We start from the raw sequence: 23,093 nt of genomic DNA on the forward strand, positions 1-23,093 counted from the left end.
TCAGAAGTCATTCTTTCCGGCGGCCCTTGGCGCTCAAGTATAATACCACATCCCCAGCCTTCTGTCAACACTTTTTTGCATCTTTTTTGAGTTTTTTCTATATTTCGCAAAAGGAGTGCTTCCGGGCAGGTTTTGAACCCCTCCGAAATGGCCACGGCCATTTCGGCTCCCCTTTGCCAAGGGGAGAGCTCTTGCAGTTTCCGGGGCGGTGTTATATTATATAATTACATTATAGAGCGGAGGAGACCCCAACCATGATCCTTACGGTCAACATCGGCAACACACACATCACGATTGCCGGCTACGAACACGACACCCTGCAGTTCAGCGGGCGGCTGCATTCCAGCCCGGCCGCAACGGTGGACGAATACGCCATGAACCTGCTGAATCTGCTCTCCTTATATCAGGTTGCCCCCGAGCGGATCGAGGGCGGCATTCTGGGCAGTGTGGTGCCCGCACTGACAGGCCGGGTATTGGGTGCGCTGCAGATGTTCTGCTCTGCCCGCTTCCTGACCGTTGGCCCCGGCCTGAAAAGCGGCATCAAGCTGCGGCTGGACAATCCGGCCCAGCTGGGCGCAGAACTGCTATGCGGTGCGGTGGCCGCACTGGAGGAGGGACCCGGACCGCTGGCGGTCATCTCGGCAGATACCGCCATCTCCATTATGGCAGTCAACGGCAAACAGGAGCTGGTGGGCGGTGTCATCCTGCCTGGGCCACAGCTCTCTCTTTCCGCGCTGGTGCAAAAAACTGCCCAGCTGCCCCAGATCGACCTCTCCGCTCCAGCTTCCTCCTCGATCTTGGGCAAGAACACCTCTGCCTGCTTACAGAACGGTTTTGTGCTGGGCACCGCCGGGCTGCTGGACGGGCTGGCCGAGCGCTTTCAGGCAGAGCTTGGCCCGGATATCCGCTTTTATGCCACCGGCAACCTGCCCCGCACCATCCGGGAGGCCTGCCGCACGCCGATCGAATACCGGGAGTATCTGATCACGGACGGCCTATACCGCATCTGGCAGAAAAATCGGAAAGGGTAATATCAAAATCAAAAGGAGTCCTACACCATGAAGTCCAAACTTGCATCTCTGCTCTGCTGTCTGATCGTGCTCATAAACCTTTCTGGCTGTACCAAAGTCACCCAGCTTGTGAAGGATTCTCAGCCCACAAAGGCCGAACTGTTGGATGAGATCAATACAGAGCATCAGCGTTGGGAAGCGGCTCCTGCCGCCGACCCGACACCCTATCTGCGGCATTACGATGACCCCGCCGATGCACAGAAAGATACAGATTACTTTACCGATACCTACAGCGAATACGATGCCGAAAAGGAACTTACCGTAGATGAAGCGAAAGCAGATGTGAATTACCTCTTCGACGCGCTCTACTATGATTATGCTCTCTACGATTATTTTGGCGGACACGCTGTATTCGATCAGGCAAAGGCTGATACTCTGCAGGAAGTCCAAAGCAGGGACAGCCTGACCTGTGAAGATTTGCAGAAGATTCTGGTAAGTCATCTTACCTTTATCAAGGACGGTCACTTCAACATCAATCAGGACTATCCGTCGGAAAAAGACATTCCGTTTTTCTTCCGTCAGGTGATGTTCGTAAAAACGGATTCGGGCTATCAGAATGCCAATGGAAAAGTCGTTGCATCCGTGGACGATCATCCCGATCTGGATGAACTGTTCAAGCGTTCAATCTCTGAGCAGGGGTATCTGGTGTATTATCCGGTCCTGCTGAAGCCTGCTACATTTGATGGGACAGAATGGGAAAAGCACACCTGTGATGAAACGCTGACGGTGCACTATACAGACGGCAGTACTGACACACTGACAGCAGACGCATGGAGCCAGTATTACAAAGAGCTTCCCAAAGACCAGAATACCGATCTTCGCCAGACAGATGGAATCCCGGTATTCCAGTTCAACAGCTTTGAGGTCTCTTTTCTACAGGAGGTCAATGCTGCGGCAGCACAAATGAGTGATGCTGCGATCTCCATGCTGGATCTGCGCTCCAATGTCGGCGGATATGAAGAAGTAGCTCATCAGTGGATCACCCGATACAGCCGCCAGCGTGTACAGGGCAATGGAGTCCGCTATGACGTTGTTAATCCGGTATCCGTAGCGATACAAGCTCATCGGTGGCAAACGCACGACAACATTCTGATTCTTTTAAGCGGAAAATGCTCTGCCTCTTCTGCAGAAATCACAATGGACCTTGCCTATAATCTGGAAAACAGCCTGATCATCGGAGAAAACACAAATGGATGTATGATCGGAAATGGTGGGCATGTGGAACTGCCGAACAGCAAATGCTCGGTTATAATGACATCCGTATGTGTCTATCTGCTGCCGGAGGGTACAGATTATTTTGAAGAAATGCGTGGCCTTTCTCCGGATATCTGGGTCCCGGCCAAAGAAGCCGAAACGCTGGCCGCAAAACTTATGGAAAATCTAAAGTAAGGTCTGACCCGCCCGGCCACAAAGAAAAATCCCCGGCACACTTTTGTGTACCGGGGATTTTATTAACACATGCGACCGGGAGGATTCGAACCTCTGGCCTTCCGGGTCGGAGCCGAACGCTCTATCCAGCTGAGCTACGATCGCACATTACTGGCAAACCAGTGTAATGTAGTATAGCACAGCCGGAGGCAAAAATCAAGCCGTCTGGCGGCTCTGTATCCGGATTCCGTGCCCGATCCCGCGCCAGCAAGACGCTGATGCATTCTGTTCTCCCTTTTTGAAAGATTCATCTTGCAAAAGTGTGCGCATCTCTTATAATAGGTGTTGTGCCCCGGTGTGCGCGGGCACGGTTTAGGACTGGAAAAGGAAAAAAGAGAACATGAAATCTAGCACAAGATCCCTGACAGAAGGCCCTCTGGCAAAGCAGATCCTTCTGGTCAGCCTGCCGCTGGCATTATCCAATCTGCTGCAGGTCTTATTCAACATGTCGGACGTGGCCGTGGTGGGGCGGTTTGCGGGCTCCACAGCGCTGGGCGCGGTGGGCTCCACCAGCATCTTTGTCACGCTGTTCACCGGCTTTCTCATCGGCCTGGGCAACGGCATCAACGTGCTGGTGGCCCGCTTCTACGGAGCCAGACACCCGAATGATGTCCACGACACCGTCCACTCGGCCCTGATCGTCAGCCTGATCGCAGGCGTGATCCTGCTGGTTGTGGGCCTGCTGGGCTCCCCTGCCATGCTGCGGCTGCTGAACACCAAGGAGGACCTGCTGCCGGGTGCGATCCTCTACCTGCGGGTGTATTTCCTGGGTATGCCGGCACTGGCTCTGTACAATTTCGGCAACGCCGTGTTCAGCGCCATCGGTGAGACCAAAAAGCCGCTGTACATCCTGAGCTTTGCCGGTGTGCTGAATATCCTTCTGAATCTGTTCTTTGTCATCGTCTGCAGCCTGGACGTGGCAGGCGTGGCGCTGGCCAGCGCCATTTCCCAGTGTGTTTCCGCCGGGCTCATCCTCCACGCCCTGACCAGGGTGCAGGACTGCTACGCCCTCCATTTCAAGGAGGCAAAGCTCGACCCCGCCATGACCAAAAGCATTCTGGCGCTGGGCCTGCCTGCCGGGTTCCAGAACGCCATTTTCGCCATCGCCAACCTGTTCATCCAGGCCGGTGTCAACTCCTTTGATTCCCTCATGGTCAAGGGCAACAGCGCCGCCGCAAACGCTGATCCGCTCATCTACGACTGCATGGCCGCCTTCTACATGGCCTGTGCCAGCTTTATGAGCCAGAACTACGGCGCAGGCAAGCCCGACCGTGTCAAGAAAAGCTACTTCATCTCGCTGGCCTACTCCTTTGGTGTGGGTCTGGCGCTGGGCGGCGGCCTGTTCCTGTTCGGGCGGCAGTTCCTCGCACTCTTCACCACCGAGAGCGCCGTCATCGATGCCGGTATGAAGCGTGTGGGTGTCATGGCGCTGGCCTACTGCACTTCGGCCTTTATGGACTGCACCATCGCCGCTTCCCGCGGTCTGGGCAAGACCGTGGTGCCCACTGTCATCGTCATCATGGGTTCCTGTGTGTTCCGGGTGATCTGGGTATACACCATCTTCGCCCACTTCCACACCATCCCCTCGCTCTACCTGCTCTACCCCTGCTCCTGGGCGCTGACCGCCATTGCGGAGATCCTCTATTTCATCCGCTGCTACAGGCAGGCCATGAAGATCTTCCGGGAGCCGATCCCCTCTTCGCTGTAAAACAAAAAGATGGATGTCATGCGGCATCCATCTTTTTTGTTTTCTCTATTACACCTTGACTTCCCCGGCCAGGACCCGCTTGTAGTCCTCATAGTTGCGGGCCAGCAGGGCGGGCGTATCCAGCCCGTAGGGGCACTTGGCCTTGCACTGGTTGCAGTGCAGGCAGCCCTCGATCTTCTTCATTTTGGCCTGACCGGCAGGGCTCAGATGCTCTGCCGAAGGCGAGCGCCGGAGCAGCAGGCTCATGCGGGCGCAGTTGTTGATCTCGATGCCAGCCGGGCAGGGCATACAGTAACCACAGCCACGGCAGAACTCACCGCACAGCTCCTCCCGGTCGTGGGCAATGACCGCAGACAGCTCTGCGTCCATCCGGGGCGGGTTATCAATGTAGGAGAGGAACTCGTCCAGCTCCTTTTCCCGCTGAACGCCCCAGATGGGCAGAACGCCCTCGAACTGCGCTTCAAAGGCATAGGCGGCGGCGCTGTTGGTAATGAGACCGCCGGACAGACCCTTCATGGCGATAAAGCCCATCTCGTGCTCCTTGCACAGCTGCACCAGCTCCAGCTCCTGCTCACCGGAAATATAGCTGAACGGAAACTGCAGGGTCTCGTACAGGCCGCTCTCAATGGCTTCCTTGGCCACGGACAGGCGGTGGTTGGTGATGCCGATGTGTCGGATCATCCCCTTTCCCTTGGCCTCCAGTGCGGCTTCGTACAGGCCGGAGCCGTCACAGGGCTTGGGGCAGAAGGACGGGTTGTGGAACTGGTAGAGGTCCACATAGTCGGTGCGCAGATTGTTCAGGGAGGTGTGCAGGTCCTTCCAGAACTCCTCCACGTTCTGGGCGGCGGTCTTGGTGGCGATGTAGACCTCGGAGCGGATGCCGTCAAAGGCTTCGCCCAGCTTCACCTCGCTGTCGGTGTAGGCGCGGGCGGTATCAAAGAAGCGGATGCCCGCCCTGTAAGCCTTGCGGGCCAGAAAGACTGCGTCCTCCTGGGAAATGCGCTGGATGGGCAGAGCACCAAAGCCATTTTTGTTCACGGTGATGCCGGTGCGCCCCAATGTGACCATATCCATAGGGAACCTCCTGTTTTTTCCAAAATACTCTCTGTGCTCATTATAAGACGAAGCGCCCCACAACGCAAGAAAAACCCTCTCCATCAAAGCGTGGCAGTGCACAGCGATGACAGAGAGGGTCAGTTTTATTGATAATCGTGGTTCAGGAACAGCGCTTTGATGGCGACGATCTCGTCGTACTCCTCCTGCTCCACCTGCACATCCGCATTGACAGCCTGCAGGCGGGCCTTGACGGCATCCAGCGCCTCGGCGGTGGTCACGGCCTGACCTTCCTCCACGGCATCGATCATCCGCTTGAGGACGATCGGGTGGGCGTAACAGCTGGGCACCGGGAAGCTGCCGTTGGGGTAGTGCTTCACATACTCCGCCATGGCGGCATCGGCCTGATCGGCCCGCTTCATAATGGCGCTGTTGTTATTGTGCGCAGTGGGCAGCATGTTGTAGCTGGAAAAGAGGAAGATGGCTGCAAAGCCGAACAGTGCAAAGTACACGCCGTAGCTGCCGGTGTGGGTGAACACCGCGTACAGGCCGTAGGCCGCGGCGGCCGTGCCGAACAGGAAGATGGCAAGGGCCACATAGCGGTAGACCGGCTTGCTCTTGAGCTGGGCGCGCTTGCGGCGCTGGGCAGTACTGAGCTCATTGGAAAGCTCGGGCTTTGCGTCCAGATACTCCTTTGCCCTGCGCAGGATCGTCACGGTGTGTTTGGCATCATCAGACAGCTCCGGCAGCTTGCGGGCGGCCTTTTCCTCAGCCTTTTTCTGCAGCGCCTGCTCCCCGGCGGCACTCAGCAGCCGGATCTGGGGCTGCTGCTTTGCCAGCAGCTCCAGCAGGGCATCCACGTCCCGCTCATCCTTGAAGTTGCACTGCTTCTGTTTGCCGCCGTCGTACTCCACCACAAGGTAAGCCATGGAGGCAAACATTCCCTTGCCGGTAAAGCCGCCCGCACTCATGGCCACCCGCTTGAACACGCGGGTGATGCTGGTGTAGGGCAGGTAGTAGCGGCGGTCGATGTAAAAGCTGTTCAGATACAGGGCTTTTTTGCCCACGCCGCAGGGGCCGATCTTTTTGCAGGCTTTCCGGTCAGCCGCCAACTCGGCGGGGTCGAGCCTGGCAAGGCCCAATTGTGCAGGTTTGAAGAGCATAACGTTCATCCCTCTTTTGCGTTTTTGTTTGTACCCATTTTCCCACTCCGGCAAAGAAAATGCAAGGCCCAACCCGCACTCTTAGCCAAAAACAGGAAACCGGCCGCTGAGCTGACAGCGGCCGGTTTGTTTTACTGAGAAATTGCCGCTATGAATGGGTTATGCGGCTTTCTTCTCGGTGTTCTTCTTGGTTGCATGGATGAACAGCGCCAGCATAGCAATTGCAAAGACGATGCCGATGGGATATGCAACTGCGGTGTTGTAAGCCACCAGCTTGCCGTCTGCATAGGTGTTGATCATCTTGCCCAGGCACTCAGGAGCCAGCACGAAGTAGGTGCAGGACACAGCGCTCATAAAGGTAGCGGGCACTGCGGTGATCCAGAAGTTCTTCTTCTCCTTGAACAGGTACATGGAAGCAGCCCACAGGACGATCATAGCCAGCGTCTGGTTGGTCCAGCTGAAGTAACGCCAGATGACGGTGTAGTCGATGAAGCCCAGTGCATTGCCGATGCCCAGGAATGCGCCCACGCCCAGAACGGGAACGCAGAGCTTCAGGCGGTTTGCGTAGCTGTCCTGATCGATCTTGAGCCAGTCGGACAAGGTCAGACGAGCGGAACGGAAGGCGGTATCACCAGAGGTGATGGGGCAGATAACGACACCGATCATAGCCAGTGCCACGCCAACCTTACCCATGGTCTTGAGGCAGACGTCGTAGATAGCGGCAGACTGACCGGCAGCCAGAGCCTCGGCCAGACCGACCATCTTGCCGTCGGTGATGGTGTACAGTGCGCAGCCGGCAGCGGCCCAGATCAGAGCGATAACGCCCTCGCTGACCATTGCACCGTAGAATACGAAGTGGCCCTGCTTCTCACTCTTCATGCAGCGAGCCATCAGAGGCGACTGGGTTGAGTGGAAGCCGGAGATAGCACCACAGGCAACGGTGATGAACATGAAGCTCCAGATGGGGGTGTTGGAGGGGTGCATATTGCTGAAGTTTGCCCAGATCTCGGGGATGGTGTAGGCGGGGTTGGTGAAGATACCAAAGATAACGCCCACTGCCATGATGATCAGGCAGATGCCGAACAGGGGGTAGATCTTACCGATGATGGCATCGATGGAAATAAAGGTTGCGATGAAGTAGTAGGCCAGAATGATGATCAGCCAGAACAGGGTGGTGGTCAGCAGACCGGACATACCGCCGTTCTTGCACAGGGTCACGATCAGGCCTGCGGGACCCACTGCGAACACGGTACCGACCATGATCAGCAGCACCACAGAGAACACACGCATGATGTTCTGCATCACGGGGCCCAGATAGCGGCCGGTGACCTCAGCGATGGAAGCGCCGTCGTTGCGCTCGCTCATCATGCCGGAGAAGTAGTCATGCACGCCGCCGGCAAAGATGGTGCCGAAGGTGATCCACAGGAACACCACGGGGCCCCACAGAGCACCCTGCAGTGCACCAAAGATGGGTCCCAGACCTGCGATGTTCAGCAGCTGGACGAGGAACAGCTTCCACTGGGGCATCACAACGTAGTCAACGCCATCGTTGATGCGCACAGCAGGAGTTTCGCGGTCGTCCGGTCCGAACGTATTGTCAACGATCTTGCCATAGACAAAGTAGCCGATGATCAGGAGCGCCAGACAGAGTAAGAAACTAATCATACCAGAAACCTCCTTTTATCGTCCGTGCCCGGAGCCCCATTCTGCCCCGTCACGGCCATTCCTTGGCCCTATGTTAACACAATCTTCATAAGTCTGGTAATATCCTTCCAGAATGGCCCTTATATCAAAAACTATATAAGTCAGCCGTTCCCGGGAATCCCGGCAAATATTTTTTAACGTATCCTCGGCAAAACTTCTTTTCCGAAATCGTTTCAGCGGGTGTTTTTCCGTTTTCAGTGCACCCTGCCAAACTTTTTGGCATATTTTTGTGCATCTTGTCTGCATTCCTGTTCTTTTTGCCGCAATTCGTTGTTTCTCTGCACAAGCAAAAGCCGCCTGCCGAACGGCCCGGCAGGCGGCTTTTGCGGTTGCGAATGGGTATCGGGATGGATGAAGAGGGGGAAATGTCAATTATGCAGTCTTTTTCACCGTCTGCTTTTTGGTTGCATAGAGGAACAGCGCCAGCATGGCGATCGCAAAGAGGATGCCCACCGGGTAAGCAACTGCGGTGTTATAGACGATAGCGCCCTCAGCAGTCTTATGGTTCAGCAGGCCGCCCAGGCACTCGGGAGCCAGCACGAAGTAAGTAGCGGACACAGCGCTCATAAAGGTAGCGGGCACTGCGGTGATCCAGTAGTTCTTCTTCTCCTTGAACAGGTACATGGAAGCGGCCCACAGAACGATCATCGCCAGTGTCTGGTTGGTCCAGCTGAAGTAGCGCCAGATCACGGTGTAATTGATGAAGCCCAGCGCGTTGCCGATGCCCAGGAAAGCGCCCACGCCCAGCACGGGGATGCAGAGCTTCAGGCGGTTGCCGTAGCTGTCCTGATCGATCTTGAACCAGTCGGCCAGGGTCAGGCGGGCGGAACGGAAGGCGGTATCGCCGGAGGTGATGGGGCAGACGACCACGCCGATCATAGCCAGTGCGATGCCCACGCCGCCCATGGTCTTGGAGCAGACATCATAGATGGCCTTGGACTGACCCATTGCCAGTGCCTGTGCCAGACCGGTGTTCAGGCCATCGGTAACCTCGTACAGAGAGCAGCCTGCAGCGGCCCAGATCAGGGCAATGACACCCTCGCAGACCATGGCACCATAGAACACAAAGTGGCCCTGCTTCTCACTCTTCATGCAGCGGGCCATCAGAGGCGACTGGGTGGAGTGGAAGCCGGAGATCGCGCCGCAGGCAACCGTGATGAACATAAAGCTCCAGATGGGCGTGCCCGACGGGTGCATGCTGCCGAAGTGATCCCAGATCTCAGGGATGATATAAGCCGGGTTGGTGAAGATGCCAAAGATGACACCGATGGCCATGATAATCAGGCAGATGCCGAACACGGGGTAGATCTTGCCGATGACCGCATCGATGGAGATAAAGGTCGCGATGAAGTAGTAGGTCAGAATGATGACCAGCCAGAACAGCAGCGAAGTCATCACGCCGGATGCGCCGCTCTGGCTGCACAGCTCAACGATCAGACCGGCAGGGCCGACGGCAAACACGGTGCCCACCATGATCAGCAGCACAACAGAGAACACACGCATCACGTTCTGCATCACGGGGCCTAAGTATTTGCCGGTGATCTCCGCGATGGAAGCGCCGTCATTGCGCTCACTCATCATGCCGGAGAAGTAGTCATGCACACCACCGGCAAAGATGGTGCCGAAGGTGATCCACAGGAACACCACGGGGCCCCACAGAGCACCCTGCATGGCGCCAAAGATGGGGCCAAGGCCCGCAATGTTCAGCAGCTGGACGAGGAACAGCTTCCACTGGGGCATCACGACATAGTCCACGCCGTCGTTAATGCGCACAGCAGGCGTTTCACGGTCGTCCGGGCCGAAGGTATTGTCCACGATCTTGCCATAGACGAAGTATCCGCCCACCAGGATCGCAAGACAGAGCAGGAAACTAATCATACCAGAAACCTCCTTTTTGCCCCTGCCGGCCGCGGCCCCATTCTGCCGCATACCCGGGGCTCTTTTCTGGCCTCATGGTAGCACACTTTTTTCCAGCAGAGAAATATCTTTCCGGCATGGGGTCATATCGTTTCCGATATAGCTGCAAAGAATTTTTGCCGCTTTTCCGTTTATTTTTTGACCATTTATCAGCAAAAATAAAACCGAGCGCTTATTTTCGCCCGGTTTTACATCCATTTATTGGTTTTTCTGTCAATTTCAAAGGAAGCAACCTTTGCCGTGCCTTAGCCGGAAAGCCCCTTTATTTCACGGTGGAAGCCGCTTCCTTGTGGAGCAGATCCACAAAGGCCTGCTCCTCGGGGCGCAGGCGGCCCTTGTCCGGGTAGACCAGCACATCCCGCATCTGCTGGCGCTGGGCCGGGCACTTCTTCAGCACCAGATGGTACTGCTCCAGTGCCCTGCGGGGCATGGGCGATGCCCACATGTAGGCCGTGGGCAGCCGCTGCAGGATCGAGAACTGGCTGCACCGCTCATACACATGGATGCGGCGCTCCGGGTTGACATGCCAGCGCACACCGTCGCCGCCCTCCTCGCCGGGCAGCTGGAAATCATCGTGGAGGATCTCCATATACTTGTCCAGCTCAGACAGGTCGCGGATCGCCTTCCGGGCCAGCGGGCCGTCCCGGTTGGTCAGCAGACTGTATTCAAAATCCATAATGGGTTCCATTTTCAGGCCCCGCCGGGCGCAGTAATGGGTATAGTGCTCGTCATCCTCCACGGCGTACCGCAGCAGAGCCAGATGATACCCCTGCCGCAGGACATGATCCAGTGCCTCCATGGAGCCGCCCTCCCGGATGTGGATGTGGAGCCGCTCAATGGAAGCCGCCTTCTCCAGATAATCCACCGCCGCATAGGAGGCATAGGTGGCGTGGGGGATCATTACCCGCAGTTCGGCGCAGCGCTCCTGCTCCTCCTGCACGCTCCGGTCCAGCCTGTCCACCTCCCGCAGCACCCGCTCGGCCTGCTCGATGAAGTGCCGCCCCTGCTCCGTGGGGATCATGCCGGTGGATGACCGCTCAAAAATGCGGAGATGGTATTCTTCTTCCAGATTTTTCAGCGCCTTGCTCACGTTGGGCTGAGCGGCATACAGCCGCTTTGCCGCCGCACTCACAGATCCGCATTCCATGATGGCGACGAGATACCGCAGTTCTGTAATGTTCAACTTTTTCTCTCCTTTTGGCGTTTTTATCCCTTGCGCCTAGTTTATCAGGCGGCACACGGGGCTGTCAAGCGTTGACGGGGCCCCGCTGCCGTTTTATAATGTAAGAAACAATCTGCCCGAAAGAGGTCGAAGAGGATGGAAGAAAAAAATTACCGCGTTCTGCGCATTGAGGAACAGCTTTATGGCTGCGAGGAGCTGCCCGAGGGCCAGCCCGTGCTCTGTGATGTCCTGCTGGAGGCTGCCGACGGCACGCAGCGGGTTCTCCCCTACCCGGATGCCGAGCTGACCCGGCTGGACATCAACGAGGGCAGCACCGTCACCCTGCTGGATCACAGGCTGGCCAAGGCGGCGCACAAGGTCTATTTCACCCGCCACGGCGAGACCGTGTGGAACGTGGAAAACAAGATCTGCGGCATGACCGACAGCCCCCTGACCGAAAAAGGCCGCGCCCAGGCCCGGGAGCTGGGCGAAAAGCTCCGGACCAGCGGTCTCCGCATCGATGAGATCCTGTACTCTCCCCTGTCCCGCGCCGCCGACACCGCCCGGGCCATTGCAGAGGCCACCGGCATTCCTGCCCGGTGTGAGCCCCGGCTCCGGGAGCAGTGCTTTGGCCGCTACGAGGGCACGCCCCGGGACGGCGAGGAGTTCCGCATCTCCAAGACCCACTTTGCCGACCGCTACTCCGGCGGCGAGAGCATGATGCAGCTGGCCCAGCGCATCTACAACCTGCTGGACGAGCTCCGGGCCGACACCGACAAGACCTACCTGCTGGTGGCCCACAACGGCATTGCCCGGGTGGTGCAGTCCTATTTTTACGATATGACCAACGAGGAGTACGCGGCGGCAGGCATCAAAAACTGCGCGTTCGTGGAGTTTACATTCTGAACAAAGAAAGGACCCGCCGAGGGTCCTTTCTTTGTTTGCGGTTATTCCGCCTTGCGGTAATGGAACTGCTGGTCTCTGGTGATGAACATGCCGATGCTGACCAGCAAAGCGGCCAGCTCGGCGGCTGTCACGGCCAGCCAGATGCCATCAATGCCCAGCAGGAGCGGCAGCAGCAGAACCGCCGCCACCTGGAACAGCAGGGTGCGCAGGAACGAGATGAGCGCACTGGTCACACCGTCGCCCAGGGCCGTGAAGAAGGAGGACGCATAGACGTTGAACCCCATGATGAGGAAGCTCAGGCCATAGAGCCGGAAGGCCCGGGTGGTCAGAATGAGCAGGTTTTCATCATAGCCCACAAAGAAGCGGGCCACATGGGGGATGATGAACATGGAGCCGATGGTCATTCCCACCGCAACCACACCGATGAGCTTCAGGCTCTTGCGGTAGAGGTTGTTGACCTCTTTGCGGTTATTGGCACCATAGTGGTAGCTGACGATGGGCGCACTGCCCACGGCGTAGCCCACAAACATCGCCACGAACAGGAAGGATGCGTACATGATCACACCATAGGCGGCCACGCCATCCTCGCCCGCAAAACGGAGCAGCTGATAGTTGTACAGGATGTTCACCAGCGACATGGAAAGGTTGGTCATCAGCTCAGAGGAACCGTTCACACAGGCTTTCAGCAGCACACCGCCCTCAAACTGCGTGCGGCAGAGGTGGAGCAGGCTGGTGTTTTTCCGGTTGAGGAAGTAGAACACCGGCAGCAGGCCGCCCACCACCTGGCTGAGCATGGTGGCAATGGCGGCACCCTCCACGCTCCAGTGCAGGATGCCCACCAGCAGCACGTCCAGCACCATGTTGGTGCAGCCCGCGCCCACCGTGAAGTAAAAGCCCAGATGCGGCTTTTCGGCGGTGACAAAAAAGCTCTGGAACATATTCTGCAGGATAAAGGTGGGCAGGCTGAGCATCAGCACCCGGCCATAGCGCAGGGCGTAGTCCAGCATCTCGCCTTCTGCACCCAGCATCAGGGCCACCGGCCGGAGCAGCAGCAGCCCCAGCACGGACAGCACGATGCCGGCGATCAGCGCCGTTGACATAAACAGGCTGAAATAGCGGTCGGCACGGGCTTTATCGCCCTCACCCAGCGTGATGCCCACAATGGCGCTGCCGCCGGTGCCCAGCATAAAGCCCACTGTGCCCACCAGCATGGGCACGGGCATGATGAGGTTGACTGCCGCAAAGGCCGTTTTGCCCACAAAGTTTGAGACACACAGGCCGTCCACAATGCCGTAAATGGAGGTGAACAGCATGGTGCCGATGCAGGGCAGCACAAAACGGATCAGCCGTGAATAATCAAAGTGATCCGAAAGTTGGATTTTCTGTTTTGACATGGATTCTCCTTTTTGCCGGGGTGGATCACACCATCCCGCCGGGCCGCCAGCCGGTGCAGTAGCGGGCGTAATCGCGGTCGGCCTGTTTGACGTAAAGGAGGAACTGTTCCCTGCCTTCCTTGTCCGTGACCTGACGGACTTTGGTGGGCAGGCTCTGGCGCTGGAGCAGCTCCAGTTCATCGTTGAGCTCTTCCTCGGTATCAAAAGCATCCAGCTTGGTCCAGTGGGTGGCAAAGAGCCAGATGTTTGCAAGGGTGTTATTCATATTCAGTCTCCTTTTCCGGGGCATCGGCAAGGATGCCGGCCCGGTAGAACGGCGCAATGGCGTTGGCATCGCCGTGGCGCACGATGGAATAGGTAATGTCGCAGTAGGGCTGGATGGCCGTGCTCTTTTCCACAGTGGAGATGAGCAGCACCTGCAGCTGCAGGCGGCGGAACAGCTCCATCATGGGGCGGATGCGGTCACTGGTCATCTTGCTGAAGGCCTCGTCCAGCAGGACAAGGCGGATGCTGTTCTCGCTCTTCTGGTAGATCTGCAGCAGGCTGGCGCAGATGGCCACATAGAAGGGAGCCTGATTCTCGCCGCCGGAGGAATCGCGGCTGACGCGGGAAAGATAGGCCTGCTGGCCCGAGACGGTGTTGGTCACCTTGATATCATAGTCCAGATAGGTGCGGTAGTCCACATAATCCGAGAGGGTGGCACCGGAGGTGGTGCGGCCCTCCTGCCGGGCCCGGGTGTTCTCGTCCACATCGGCCATGATCTTTTCCATCAGCGCGTCCACCTGCCGCTCGTAGACGGGGTCAGCAGTGGCGGCAAGGTTGTCCAGCGAGTCGCCGTCGGTCATCTGCTGGTTGCCCTTGTCCACAATAACCTGATAGAAGGCGGCCAGCTGGGGGTCACGGCTGGGCTCCAGCTCAAAGCGGTAGACTTCCTCGCCGTAGGTCAGCTGCTCCATCACCTTGTTCAGCTCCCGGAACTGGCGGCGGGCGTTGAAGATATCATCCTTCATCCGGAAGAGGATATCCTTGCGGAAGCGGTCCTTGCAGTCCCGCTGTGCCTGCTCCAGCCGGGCGGCGTAGCGTTCCAGATCAATGCGGACAAGGCTGTCGTGCTGGGCGCGGTACTGCTCCACTCCGGCCAGACCCAGCGGATAATCGCAGACGTAGTGCTCGTTGTAATCCCTCTGGGCGGGTTCCAGCGTGGAAGTGAGATAAGCTCGCAGGGCATCGTCCAGCCTGGTCTGTGCCTTTTCGGCAGTCTGCGCGGCGGCACGGGCCGTGCGCCCGCCCGTCATCAGGCCCTTTTTGCGTTCCTGTGCCAGAGGCTCCAGCAGCGGGTGCTGTGCAAAGAATGCCTCTGCCGCTTCCCTGCTCTGTGCGGCGGTCTCCACCGCCTTCCCCTGCTCCGCCTCACAGGATGCGATCTGCTTTTCGCAGACGCGGATATCGCCGCCCACCTGCTCCACGGCCTTGCGGGCAGTCTCCCATGCGGCTTCCCGGGCTTCTTCTTCGCGGTAGAGCTGCTGCAGCATGGGGTTCTCGCGGCAGTCTGCCAGCTTCTGCTCCTGCGCGGCGTAGTCGGCACGGGCGGCATCCAGCGCGGCCCGGCTGGCCCAGAGTTCGGCCAGCTGTTCCAGCGCATGGCCCCGCAGGACGTTCTGGTACTGGTCATAGGCAGATTTCAGGGTCTTTTCGGTCTGGGCGGCTTCGCGGCAGCGGTCGGCCTGAGCGGCAAGCTGTGCTTCCAGCGCTTCGGCACGTTCCCTGCGGGCATCCAGGCCGATATAGCGCTGGGGCCTGCGCAGGCGTTCCAGCCGGAAGGGATGATGGCGCAGCAGGTCCCGGGTGGCGCTGTCGGGGAAATGCTCCAGCGTGTCGGGGGTGTCGCAGCAGACGATGCGGCGCAGGATGGTGTCCGCATACTGTGCGGCCAGCGGGTTCTCGCTGGTGACCTGGGCGGCAAGGCTGTCGGCGGGGGCTGTCTCCGCAAGGCGGTCCGCCTTGCGGATGCCCGGGGTATCCAGCAGGCTGATGGGCCCCACTCGGTCGCCCAGCGCCACAAAGGCGCTCTTGGCGGCGGCATAATGGGCAGGCGGCACAAGGATATCGAACCGGCGGTCACCCAGGCAGGCCTCCACACAGTCCTGCCAGCTCTCATCGGCCACGGTCAGCAGTTCACAGAAGATCTTTGCATCCGCTGTCATGCCGCGGCTTTTCAGCTCGGCATTCACGGCATCCCGCACTTTTGTGGCGGCATCACCGTGGGGGTAGACCCACTTGCCGCCGGACACGGCGTTCAGCTCGGCCCGCAGAGCCTCCTGCTCTTTTGCCAGATCCGCCGAAGCCTGCCGGGCAGCGAAATACTGCTCCTCCAGCGGCTTTTCGATGCAGGCCAGCGCCTCAGTCAGGGCGGGGAGATGTTCCGCTGTCAGGCGCTGGGGCCAGAGCTCCTTCTCCACCGCAAAGCCGCTGCGGTTCAGCTGAGTCAGCAGGCCGGTGATGGTATCCGCAGTTGCTTCCAGACTATTCCTTGTCCGGGCTGCTGCATCCAGTGCGCTCTTTTTCCGGGCCAGCTCCTCGGTCAGGGCATCCAGCGCCCGGCCCGCGCCGCTGTCACCGGCCGCTCCGTGGGCCGCCAGATAGGCCCGGCGGGCTTCGGCTTCGGCGTTCTTGGCGGCCTCGTATTTTGCGTTCAGGTCGGCCAGCTGGCGGCGGCCTGCATCCAGATGGCTCTGCCAGGAGGCATCCTCACCGGCATCCGCTTCGGCGCGGGCCAGCAGGGCCGCGCCCCGGTTGACAAGGGCATCCGTCTCTTTGGCAGCGGCTTCCCGGCCATACGCCACGATCTGTTCCAGCGCGGAGGCACGGGTCTGGGCCTCGGCCAGAACGGCGTGAAGGTTTTCCAGCTCCACCCGGTCACCCTGCAGCGCTTCCAGATCCAGCTCCGGCTGGGGCAGGATGTACTGGTACAGGAACTCCCGGAAGTTGGGGATCTCGTCCATGCTGGTGCCCATCTGGAACACTTCGTTGAACTTTTTGCCCAGCGGGCTGGAGGCGCGGCCAATGCCCAGCGCGCGGCAGATGCGGTCCCGGGCCTCGCTGGGGCTGCGGGTGTAGGACAGACGGCCCACGGCGGGCTTGAAGTCCTCCTTGGCGCTGGGGGCACCGGTGCGCGGATCAAGGAAGGGCAGCTTTTCCAGCGTGATGCCGTCCTCGGAGATGTACCAGGTCTGGTCGCCGGGGTGAAGCTCCTGCATGGGGCCCTCGGATTCCACCCGGACAGCGATAACAAAGTTTGTCCGCTTGACGGTATCCCAGAACTCTGCACCGATATATGCCACCGTGCGGCCCGGGCGGCGGTAGGCGTTCTCGCCGCGCTGCTTGGCGTGGACAGAGCCCTGCAGGGTGCGGCCGCTCTTTTTATTGCCCAGGGCATTGAAATTGCGGTTGGTGGTCAGGCAGTAGCGGATGGCATCCAGAATGGTGGTCTTGCCCACCGCGTTGACACCGATCATATAGGTCAGACGGGCACAATCGAAGGTGACATTTTCAAAGTTGTGCCAGTTGATGAGCTTCAGGCGCTTTAATTCGATCATTCTTCTTCCTCCCCGCTGGCATCTCCGTCAGGCCGCTCGTAGAGGGCCAGTTCCTCCCGGGTGCGGCTGCTCTCGGCGGCGGCATCGGCAAGGTCTGCGTCCGGCAGAGCCAGCAGCACAGTGGGGAACACCTCGATGCGGCTGTCCAGACCGGTCAGCCGCCCCACCGGGCGGGCCAGATTGTACCTGCGCAGGGTGCGCATCAGCTCCTCCAGCGTGCGCTGGTCCAGCCGCCGGGGCAGGTTCATCTTCTGCAGCTCTGTCTGCACCTCTTCCACCGTGACCAGCACCTGATCGGCGCTGGCGGCAAGGCTCTCCCGCTTTTGCAGGTAGAGCAGGCGGAGCACCAGCAGCAGGATGCTCTCGTACTTCAGCAGCCGTGCCTGGCTGCCCTCATGCTCGTTGACCAGCGCCGCCGCCTGCAGCGGAGCCGGGTAAAGCGTTACCGCATAGCCCAGCGGCGCGAACACGGCCCGCACCTCGGGCAGATGATCCTGCACATAGAGGTATTTTGCCCGCTGATCCTCCACGCCGCCCAGCACAAAGCAGTGGTTGAGCAGATAGTTTGCGGTCTCTTCCAGCATTTTATTCGGTTCGGCCATGGTCAGCGTCCTCCCTGCGGGGTGTCAGAATAAACTCTTCAAACCGGAAGCCGCCCCGTTCGACCCAGTTTCCGGTAAGGGTGATATCGTAAGCCCGGCGCGGCGACTGCGAGTAGGTGTGCAGGCCGATGATGCGGGCAAAATCGCGGGGGTATTCCTCCGCCAGCGTAGAGGCAGCCACCGCACTGCGGGCGGCAAGGGCCTGTTTTGCCAGCAGGCCCACGTTTTCCTCAGTCACGGCCATCCGGGCGTAGTCCAGCAGCAGCTGCTGTTCTTTGCGCAGCTGCTCCTCGTCCAGCCCGGCCTGCCGCACCGGGGCCAGCGGCGTTTCGCTGCGGGGCGCGGCAGGCGGGTAGAGGGGCTTTGCCCCGAACACCGCCGCCGGGTAGAGGTGCAGGTGCTTTGCCACCGGGCCGTCATCCGGCGCGAACAGCTGGTCGGGCGTTTTGATCTCCTCGGCATAGCGGCGGAGCAGGGCGGTGACACTGCCCTGTGAGGAGCGGTCGCTCAGCAGCAGGAACTGTGCCCGCTGCACGGCCCGCTTGCGGTAGCGGATATGGCTCTGGTCGATCTGGCGCATCAGGGTGCTCATCTCTTCCAATGAATCCCGCAGCTTCTGGATGAGGGCACGCACGGCAGGGGCGGCCTCGCCGGGGGCACAGCGCTCCACCCGGGCGTAATCCAGCGCCAGCCGGGGCAGATGGTTTGCCTCGCAGTCGTCCAGCTCCTCTTCCAGATAAGCACGGTAGTTGAACAGGTTATCGCTGGTCTTGAAGCGGTGGTAAGCGGCGGCCACCACCTTTTCCTCGTACTGGTCGAAAAGCTCCAGCACCTCCTGCGGGGTGCGGTTGCGGGTGAGCCGGTCGATATAATGCCCGATGGACGCGTTCAGCGCCCGCAGGGACTTGTTCAGTGTTTCCAGATCGGAGGCCACCTCCCGCAGAACATTCTCATAGGGGCTCTTTTCCTCCCCGATGTTCTGCAGCAGCTGCCATGCCTTGTACAGCTTGCCGGTGTAGGTGACAACGCGCGGGTTCAGGATCTCCTCCAGCGCCTCCAGCAGGGGGGCCACCTCGGGCACAAAGGCAAGGGCAGGCTCTTCCTCATAGCTGCCGGGCTGCTCTTCCAGCCAGCCGGTGCGGCGCAGGCGGAGCAGAAAGCCCAGCGCAAGGGTATGGGGGTCCCGGGTGGGCTGTTCTGCTTCGTCGCCCGCGTCATCGGCATCCAGCGCCAGCGGCTTTGCCAGCGCCGCAAAGTAATCCTCGGCCCGGCTCACCGCTTCTGCCCGGGAGATGGAGTAATCCGCCGTGTGGCGGCACTCCTCCCACAGCAGGAGCAGCAGCTCCGCATAAAACGCCCGGTTGGGCCCCGCCAGCGGGCGGAACAGCCGCGGGCTGACCAGTTCAAACAGCTGCATCCAAAGGTTCCTTTCTTTCGATAAAATCTATCTTTTATTGTACCACATCACAGCCTTTTTTGCATCTTTTATGGAAAAGTTGCAAACAAAAAGCCCGCCCGGAGCAAAACCGGACGAGCCCGTTTTTCTTCTCACTGCCACGACAGAGACAAATGACGGTTATTGGCAACGCAGTCTTTCAAGTACAAATTGATCAGGGTCTGGTAAGGGATGCCCACCACTTCGGCCTGCTCCTTGAAGTAATCAATGGTATTGCTGTCAATGTTAATGGTGATCTGTTTTTTCAGCGCCTTGGCATAGGGATTCTTTCTTGCATTGCTGAAATCGTACTCTTTGAGCATAACACCGACCTCACTTTCCATAATATTTCGATTCAGTTTTTGTGGCCTTTCTGGCCGAGATAATACGGATGACAGTATCTGACGCACGGTAGCAGTGACACACGACAAGCAGATTTGCCCTACTGCTCAGGCCGAGAATGATAAATCTGTCCTCCTGTTCTGAATGCTCCGGGTCATCAATTACCAGTGCTTCCTCGTCATAGAAAACTGTCTTTGCTTCCAGGAATGAAATGCCGTGCTTGTGCTGATTGATGCGGTTTTTATTTTCATCCCATTCAAACTGTATGCTTTCCATATCTATATTATAATTATATTATAATTATAAGTCAAGTGTCACAGACGCAAAAAAGCCCCGGAGGGCGGCCTTTCAGCCACGCTCCGGGGAAAATCATATAATTTGTTTTGCTCAGGCATTTGTATCAATAGCCACCGAGATAGCCATGTAGGTCTGACCATTCACAGCTTTGACAACAACGCCAACCTGTGTCCATTTCGTGCTCTGTGCGATATTCGCGTTTCCAAGATTGCCGCCTTCTGCAATTTTCTGAACAAACTTATTCAGCTTTGTGCCATCATAGTCAAATGTCGTCACAAATGTAGCTGCACACTTACCATCTTTGGGGCCATCAATTTTGAACCAAACCTTAGACGAATAGCCAAACAGATTCAGCGAGAAATTCAAATCTCCATTTGCTACCTCATCAATATGTTGGCTTGCAATCGCTCTGCACTGTGCGTTGTTTTCCAGTTTCTTTCCCTCTGGGCGATTTGCATTGATTGTGCTCATCATCTGAGCTTCCGCCTGAGCCTCGGGGCTCTGGGCGGTATCACCGCCGCAGGCGGTGAACAGAACAAGTACCATGGTCGCCGCCAGAATCAAAGCGGCCAGTTTTTTCAGCATTTTCATGTCGGGACCTCCAGTCGTTTTGTTGTGTTTTTCATAATATGCGGGGTGCCTTTCCATTTTGAAACAGGGCCCCTTCTGACTTTATTTTATCCAACGACTGTCGCTTTTGTCAATTGCCAGCTTCACCAAACATTTTCTCCTGCTTTTGTTGTTTTTTCCAGAACGAATCTTCGCAAAGATCCTTTGCCATGCCCGGGGCAAAAACCGGAAAATATTTCCGGCGTTTACACAATTCTACCACGATTTGGTGCTAAACTTAAAGCAATGGGAACCGCCGGGTGCCGTTCCTGAACAAGGAAAAGGAGTTTGCCCCATGCAGCATGGTTCCCTGCGCGCTCCGGTGCGCGTTTTCATGGCAGCAGTTCTGCTGTGCCTGACCTTTCTGGCCGCGCCAAAGGCTGCGGCGGCACAATTGCAGAATGTGAACGGCATCACGCTGCTGTCCTTCGACAGCCAGCAGATCGTCTCCATCGGCAACCAGACCTCGGGCCGGTGCAGCTGGTACGCCCTGCGCTACGCCCGCACCATTCTGGATGGCAAGCCCTGCTCAGGCAGCGGGATGTGGTCGAACGGCGCGGTATGGTCTGCCGCCGGGTACTACGCTTACAGCGGCTCCCTTTCCGGCTGCCTTTCCCGCCTGTATGAAGAGCTGCAGGCCGGGCGGCCCGTCATTGTACATCTGAAAAACACCGCTGTCAGCGGCGTGTCCAAGCACACCAACCGCGTGACGAGCTATGAATACCACCTCTCTGGCTCCGGCTGGAAAGAGGTCAACTACCCCCACATCGCCACCAGCAGCACCTACGGACACTGGGTGTGCGTGGTGGGCATCTCCCCCACGGCAGACCCCGAAAACCTGCGGGAGAGCGATTTCTATGCGCTGGACCCCGCGCGGGTCAGCGTGAACGGCACACTGGCCGTAACAAAGCTTTTGGATGGCACCATCTGGACTGATAACTCTCCCTTAAAAGTCGCAGCCTGACGCTCCCTTACAAAACACAACAGCCCCCGGAACATGCAGGGTTCCGGGGGCTTCGTGTTTTGTATCGGGGGGTTACAGCTCCTGATAGGCGCTCATCATGGCGGGGATGAACTGCTTTTTGCGGCTGACCACGCCGGGCAGCGTCCAGCTGCCGTCGGCAGCGGGTCGGCTCTCAAAGCCGTTGCTCAACACCTCGGCGGCGTAGCGGCCGGTGCAGATGACCACGCTCTCCTCCTTGGGCACATCGGTCAGCAGCATGTAGAGGTCCTCCACGTTCTGCTTGTTGCGGGCCTCTTCCAGATAGGGCTGGAGCAGCGCCTGGGCGGCCTGCAGGTTTTTGCGGGTCATGTAGCTGCCCTGCGCCACGCCAAAGCGGATATCGCCGCACATGAACACCTTGAAATCCTGCAAAAAGACCTCTTCGGGGGTCTTGCCGTCCAGTTTTTCACCGGCCTCGAACATTTCGGTGGAAAACTCTTCAATGTCCACGCCTGCGATCTTGGCCAGACGTTTGGCGGTGTTTTCATCCACGGGGGTGCAGGTGGGGCTGCGGAAGGCCAGCGTATCCGAAAGGATAGCCGCCAGCAGCAGGCCCGCAATCTGGGGCGGGATGTCCACACCGTTTTCATCGTACATCTGGGTGATGATGGTGGCGGTGCAGCCCACGGGCTGGTTGCGGAAGTAGACCGGGCCGCTGGTCTCCAGACTGCCGATGCGGTGATGGTCGATGATCTCCAGGATCTCGGCCTGATCAAAGCCCTCCACGGCCTGGGTGGCCTCGTTGTGGTCCACCAGAATGATGCGCCGCTTGCGCAGGGCAATGACGTTGCGGCGGCTGACCATGCCGCAGTATTTACCTTCCTCATCGAGGATGGGGAAATAGCGGTGGCGCACCTTTGCCATCACCCGCAGCACATCGGCCACGGGGGTGACGAGGGTGAATTTGAGGATATCGTCCCGGGTCATATAATAGGAGATGGGGGCGCACTGGCTGATGAGCTTGCCCGCCGCGTAGGTATCCACGGGGGTGGTCATAATGGCAACGCCGGTCTCATCAGCAATGCGCTGGATGGTGCGGCCCACCTTGGCCCCATTGCAGATGATGAGCAGGGAGGCTTCCTTTTCAATGGCGCAGAGCTGGCTTTCGTACCGGTTGCTCAGAATGACGATATCCCCCTTTTCCACGCTGCTTTCCAGCATCTCGGGGGTGGCGGTGCCGATCTTGATGTGGCCGGTGGTGCAGACCGCGTCGGCATTGCCCACCACCATGGTGCCGTTCAGCGTTTCAAGGATATTCTTATAAGAGGTACGGCTCTTGGCCAGCACCGCGGTATCGAACACGTCCATGTTGGCGGTGGCAAGATCCTTCACGGTGATGATGCCCTCCAGCTCGTTGTCCGCGCTGGTAATGGACAGGGTGTCGATCTGCTGGTCGCGCATGATCTTCCATGCGCGGCGCAGGCTGGTGGAGCCCGGGATGCCCGGCATCTCGCGGTAATCCACGTCCCGGATCTTGGGGTTCACGTCGGTGCACATCCGGGGCGGCGTGACACCGAATTTTTTCAGGACGAACTCGGTCTCCTGATTCATTTTACCGGCACGGCGCGGCTCACAGACCAGCGTGCTGGTGCGGTTTTTGAGCTCCGCATAGGCAATGGCGGAGCAGATGGAATCGGTATCGGGGTTGCGGTGCCCGATGACCACGACCTTGTGTGCTTCTTTTGGCATAGGTTGTTCCCCTCT

Annotated in this window: 20 protein-coding genes and 1 tRNA gene; 5 read left to right on the top strand and 16 right to left on the bottom strand. The window is 58.5% G+C overall.

Translation table 11 applies throughout. From position 1 onward, the window contains the following. The first annotated feature begins 254 nt into the window (after nucleotides 1-254). Together J3352_RS08685 and J3352_RS08690 are read left to right on the top strand one after the other, a co-directional pair. Entirely contained in the window at nucleotides 255-1,031 is a 777-nt protein-coding gene (locus tag J3352_RS08685) for a type III pantothenate kinase (protein WP_156066913.1), read from the top strand. A 27-nt stretch (nucleotides 1,032-1,058) separates the two neighbouring features. Then, nucleotides 1,059-2,459: a S41 family peptidase gene (locus J3352_RS08690; RefSeq protein ID WP_097773114.1), complete on the top strand. Its 1,401-nt coding sequence runs from the start codon at nucleotides 1,059-1,061 to the stop codon at nucleotides 2,457-2,459. A gap of 70 nt (nucleotides 2,460-2,529) precedes the next feature. On the opposite strand, the gene J3352_RS08695 is transcribed toward J3352_RS08690, so the two are convergent. Beyond that, nucleotides 2,530-2,603 (bottom strand) — tRNA-Arg (locus J3352_RS08695). A 235-nt stretch (nucleotides 2,604-2,838) separates the two neighbouring features. On the opposite strand from J3352_RS08695, the gene J3352_RS08700 reads away from it, so the two are divergent. Then, nucleotides 2,839-4,206 carry an MATE family efflux transporter gene (locus tag J3352_RS08700; protein WP_156066910.1) on the top strand — a complete coding sequence of 456 codons (1,368 nt, stop codon included), beginning with the start codon at nucleotides 2,839-2,841 and terminating at the stop codon, nucleotides 4,204-4,206. A gap of 48 nt (nucleotides 4,207-4,254) precedes the next feature. On the opposite strand, the gene J3352_RS08705 is transcribed toward J3352_RS08700, so the two are convergent. From J3352_RS08705 to J3352_RS08730, 6 genes are all read right to left on the bottom strand, one after another. Then, on the bottom strand, nucleotides 4,255-5,280 hold the full coding sequence (locus tag J3352_RS08705; RefSeq protein WP_035393274.1) for an aldo/keto reductase: 1,026 nt from the start codon (nucleotides 5,278-5,280) through the stop codon (nucleotides 4,255-4,257). 125 nt (nucleotides 5,281-5,405) lie between these two features. Next, nucleotides 5,406-6,422, bottom strand: a complete 1,017-nt coding sequence (locus J3352_RS08710) for a flagellar protein FliT (protein ID WP_035393272.1) — start codon at nucleotides 6,420-6,422, stop codon at nucleotides 5,406-5,408. Nucleotides 6,423-6,581: 159 nt separating this feature from the next. Then, the gene (locus tag J3352_RS08715; protein ID WP_005929235.1) at nucleotides 6,582-8,087 is read right to left on the bottom strand and encodes a carbon starvation protein A; all 1,506 of its coding nucleotides are present in this window, start codon (nucleotides 8,085-8,087) and stop codon (nucleotides 6,582-6,584) included. A 411-nt stretch (nucleotides 8,088-8,498) separates the two neighbouring features. Then, nucleotides 8,499-10,004, bottom strand: coding sequence for a carbon starvation protein A (locus J3352_RS08720; RefSeq protein WP_156066907.1), 1,506 nt, complete (start codon nucleotides 10,002-10,004; stop codon nucleotides 8,499-8,501). A 72-nt stretch (nucleotides 10,005-10,076) separates the two neighbouring features. Further along, nucleotides 10,077-10,241, bottom strand: a complete 165-nt coding sequence (locus tag J3352_RS08725) for a hypothetical protein (RefSeq protein WP_156066904.1) — start codon at nucleotides 10,239-10,241, stop codon at nucleotides 10,077-10,079. Between the two features lie 64 nt (nucleotides 10,242-10,305). Next, nucleotides 10,306-11,226: a LysR family transcriptional regulator gene (locus tag J3352_RS08730; protein WP_156066901.1), complete on the bottom strand. Its 921-nt coding sequence runs from the start codon at nucleotides 11,224-11,226 to the stop codon at nucleotides 10,306-10,308. 336 nt (nucleotides 11,227-11,562) lie between these two features. Between J3352_RS08730 and J3352_RS08740 the strand changes: the two genes are divergently transcribed. After that, entirely contained in the window at nucleotides 11,563-12,111 is a 549-nt protein-coding gene (locus tag J3352_RS08740) for a histidine phosphatase family protein (RefSeq protein ID WP_154277250.1), read from the top strand. A gap of 41 nt (nucleotides 12,112-12,152) precedes the next feature. Here the strand turns inward: J3352_RS08740 and J3352_RS08745 are convergent, their stop codons facing one another. From J3352_RS08745 to J3352_RS08780, 8 genes are all read right to left on the bottom strand, one after another. Further along, nucleotides 12,153-13,505, bottom strand: coding sequence for an MATE family efflux transporter (locus J3352_RS08745; protein ID WP_156066898.1), 1,353 nt, complete (start codon nucleotides 13,503-13,505; stop codon nucleotides 12,153-12,155). 25 nt (nucleotides 13,506-13,530) lie between these two features. Further along, nucleotides 13,531-13,770 carry a hypothetical protein gene (locus tag J3352_RS08750; RefSeq protein WP_156066895.1) on the bottom strand — a complete coding sequence of 80 codons (240 nt, stop codon included), beginning with the start codon at nucleotides 13,768-13,770 and terminating at the stop codon, nucleotides 13,531-13,533. After that, nucleotides 13,763-17,101: an ATP-binding protein gene (locus J3352_RS08755; protein ID WP_156066892.1), complete on the bottom strand. Its 3,339-nt coding sequence runs from the start codon at nucleotides 17,099-17,101 to the stop codon at nucleotides 13,763-13,765. Before J3352_RS08755 ends, J3352_RS08750 begins: the two co-directional genes overlap by 8 nt. Further along, entirely contained in the window at nucleotides 17,098-17,703 is a 606-nt protein-coding gene (locus J3352_RS08760; protein WP_005929221.1) for a DUF4194 domain-containing protein, read from the bottom strand. The genes J3352_RS08755 and J3352_RS08760 overlap by 4 nt, the downstream gene beginning before the upstream one ends. Then, complete coding sequence (locus tag J3352_RS08765) at nucleotides 17,687-19,120, bottom strand: Wadjet anti-phage system protein JetA family protein (RefSeq protein ID WP_156066889.1); 1,434 nt, start codon at nucleotides 19,118-19,120, stop codon at nucleotides 17,687-17,689. The genes J3352_RS08760 and J3352_RS08765 overlap by 17 nt, the downstream gene beginning before the upstream one ends. A gap of 131 nt (nucleotides 19,121-19,251) precedes the next feature. Continuing rightward, nucleotides 19,252-19,461: a BrnA antitoxin family protein gene (locus J3352_RS08770; RefSeq protein WP_097769926.1), complete on the bottom strand. Its 210-nt coding sequence runs from the start codon at nucleotides 19,459-19,461 to the stop codon at nucleotides 19,252-19,254. 10 nt (nucleotides 19,462-19,471) lie between these two features. Continuing rightward, nucleotides 19,472-19,756 (bottom strand): BrnT family toxin, encoded by a 285-nt coding sequence (locus tag J3352_RS08775; RefSeq protein ID WP_097769925.1) that lies wholly within the window; start codon nucleotides 19,754-19,756, stop codon nucleotides 19,472-19,474. 111 nt (nucleotides 19,757-19,867) lie between these two features. Next, complete coding sequence (locus J3352_RS08780) at nucleotides 19,868-20,368, bottom strand: hypothetical protein (protein WP_156066886.1); 501 nt, start codon at nucleotides 20,366-20,368, stop codon at nucleotides 19,868-19,870. 313 nt (nucleotides 20,369-20,681) lie between these two features. Between J3352_RS08780 and J3352_RS08785 the strand changes: the two genes are divergently transcribed. Then, on the top strand, nucleotides 20,682-21,350 hold the full coding sequence (locus tag J3352_RS08785) for a hypothetical protein (RefSeq protein WP_156066883.1): 669 nt from the start codon (nucleotides 20,682-20,684) through the stop codon (nucleotides 21,348-21,350). Between the two features lie 72 nt (nucleotides 21,351-21,422). On the opposite strand, the gene J3352_RS08790 is transcribed toward J3352_RS08785, so the two are convergent. Then, complete coding sequence (locus tag J3352_RS08790) at nucleotides 21,423-23,078, bottom strand: putative manganese-dependent inorganic diphosphatase (protein WP_156066880.1); 1,656 nt, start codon at nucleotides 23,076-23,078, stop codon at nucleotides 21,423-21,425. Nucleotides 23,079-23,093: the final 15 nt, after the last annotated feature.

Source organism: Faecalibacterium sp. Marseille-Q4164, assembly GCF_017377545.1.
Lineage (GTDB): Bacteria > Bacillota > Clostridia > Oscillospirales > Ruminococcaceae > Faecalibacterium > Faecalibacterium duncaniae.

Excerpts from the sequence above, each read along its gene's own strand:
- J3352_RS08685 (WP_156066913.1), top strand. The coding sequence starts at position 255 with ATGATCCTTACGGTCAACATCGGCAACACACACATCACGATTGCCGGC.
- J3352_RS08690 (WP_097773114.1), top strand. The coding sequence starts at position 1,059 with ATGAAGTCCAAACTTGCATCTCTGCTCTGCTGTCTGATCGTGCTCATA.
- J3352_RS08700 (WP_156066910.1), top strand. The coding sequence starts at position 2,839 with ATGAAATCTAGCACAAGATCCCTGACAGAAGGCCCTCTGGCAAAGCAG.
- J3352_RS08705 (WP_035393274.1), bottom strand. The coding sequence starts at position 5,280 with ATGGATATGGTCACATTGGGGCGCACCGGCATCACCGTGAACAAAAAT.
- J3352_RS08710 (WP_035393272.1), bottom strand. The coding sequence starts at position 6,422 with ATGCTCTTCAAACCTGCACAATTGGGCCTTGCCAGGCTCGACCCCGCC.
- J3352_RS08715 (WP_005929235.1), bottom strand. The coding sequence starts at position 8,087 with ATGATTAGTTTCTTACTCTGTCTGGCGCTCCTGATCATCGGCTACTTT.
- J3352_RS08720 (WP_156066907.1), bottom strand. The coding sequence starts at position 10,004 with ATGATTAGTTTCCTGCTCTGTCTTGCGATCCTGGTGGGCGGATACTTC.
- J3352_RS08725 (WP_156066904.1), bottom strand. The coding sequence starts at position 10,241 with ATGGATGTAAAACCGGGCGAAAATAAGCGCTCGGTTTTATTTTTGCTG.
- J3352_RS08745 (WP_156066898.1), bottom strand. The coding sequence starts at position 13,505 with ATGTCAAAACAGAAAATCCAACTTTCGGATCACTTTGATTATTCACGG.
- J3352_RS08750 (WP_156066895.1), bottom strand. The coding sequence starts at position 13,770 with ATGAATAACACCCTTGCAAACATCTGGCTCTTTGCCACCCACTGGACC.
- J3352_RS08755 (WP_156066892.1), bottom strand. The coding sequence starts at position 17,101 with ATGATCGAATTAAAGCGCCTGAAGCTCATCAACTGGCACAACTTTGAA.
- J3352_RS08760 (WP_005929221.1), bottom strand. The coding sequence starts at position 17,703 with ATGGCCGAACCGAATAAAATGCTGGAAGAGACCGCAAACTATCTGCTC.
- J3352_RS08765 (WP_156066889.1), bottom strand. The coding sequence starts at position 19,120 with ATGCAGCTGTTTGAACTGGTCAGCCCGCGGCTGTTCCGCCCGCTGGCG.
- J3352_RS08770 (WP_097769926.1), bottom strand. The coding sequence starts at position 19,461 with ATGCTCAAAGAGTACGATTTCAGCAATGCAAGAAAGAATCCCTATGCC.
- J3352_RS08775 (WP_097769925.1), bottom strand. The coding sequence starts at position 19,756 with ATGGAAAGCATACAGTTTGAATGGGATGAAAATAAAAACCGCATCAAT.
- J3352_RS08780 (WP_156066886.1), bottom strand. The coding sequence starts at position 20,368 with ATGAAAATGCTGAAAAAACTGGCCGCTTTGATTCTGGCGGCGACCATG.
- J3352_RS08785 (WP_156066883.1), top strand. The coding sequence starts at position 20,682 with ATGCAGCATGGTTCCCTGCGCGCTCCGGTGCGCGTTTTCATGGCAGCA.
- J3352_RS08790 (WP_156066880.1), bottom strand. The coding sequence starts at position 23,078 with ATGCCAAAAGAAGCACACAAGGTCGTGGTCATCGGGCACCGCAACCCC.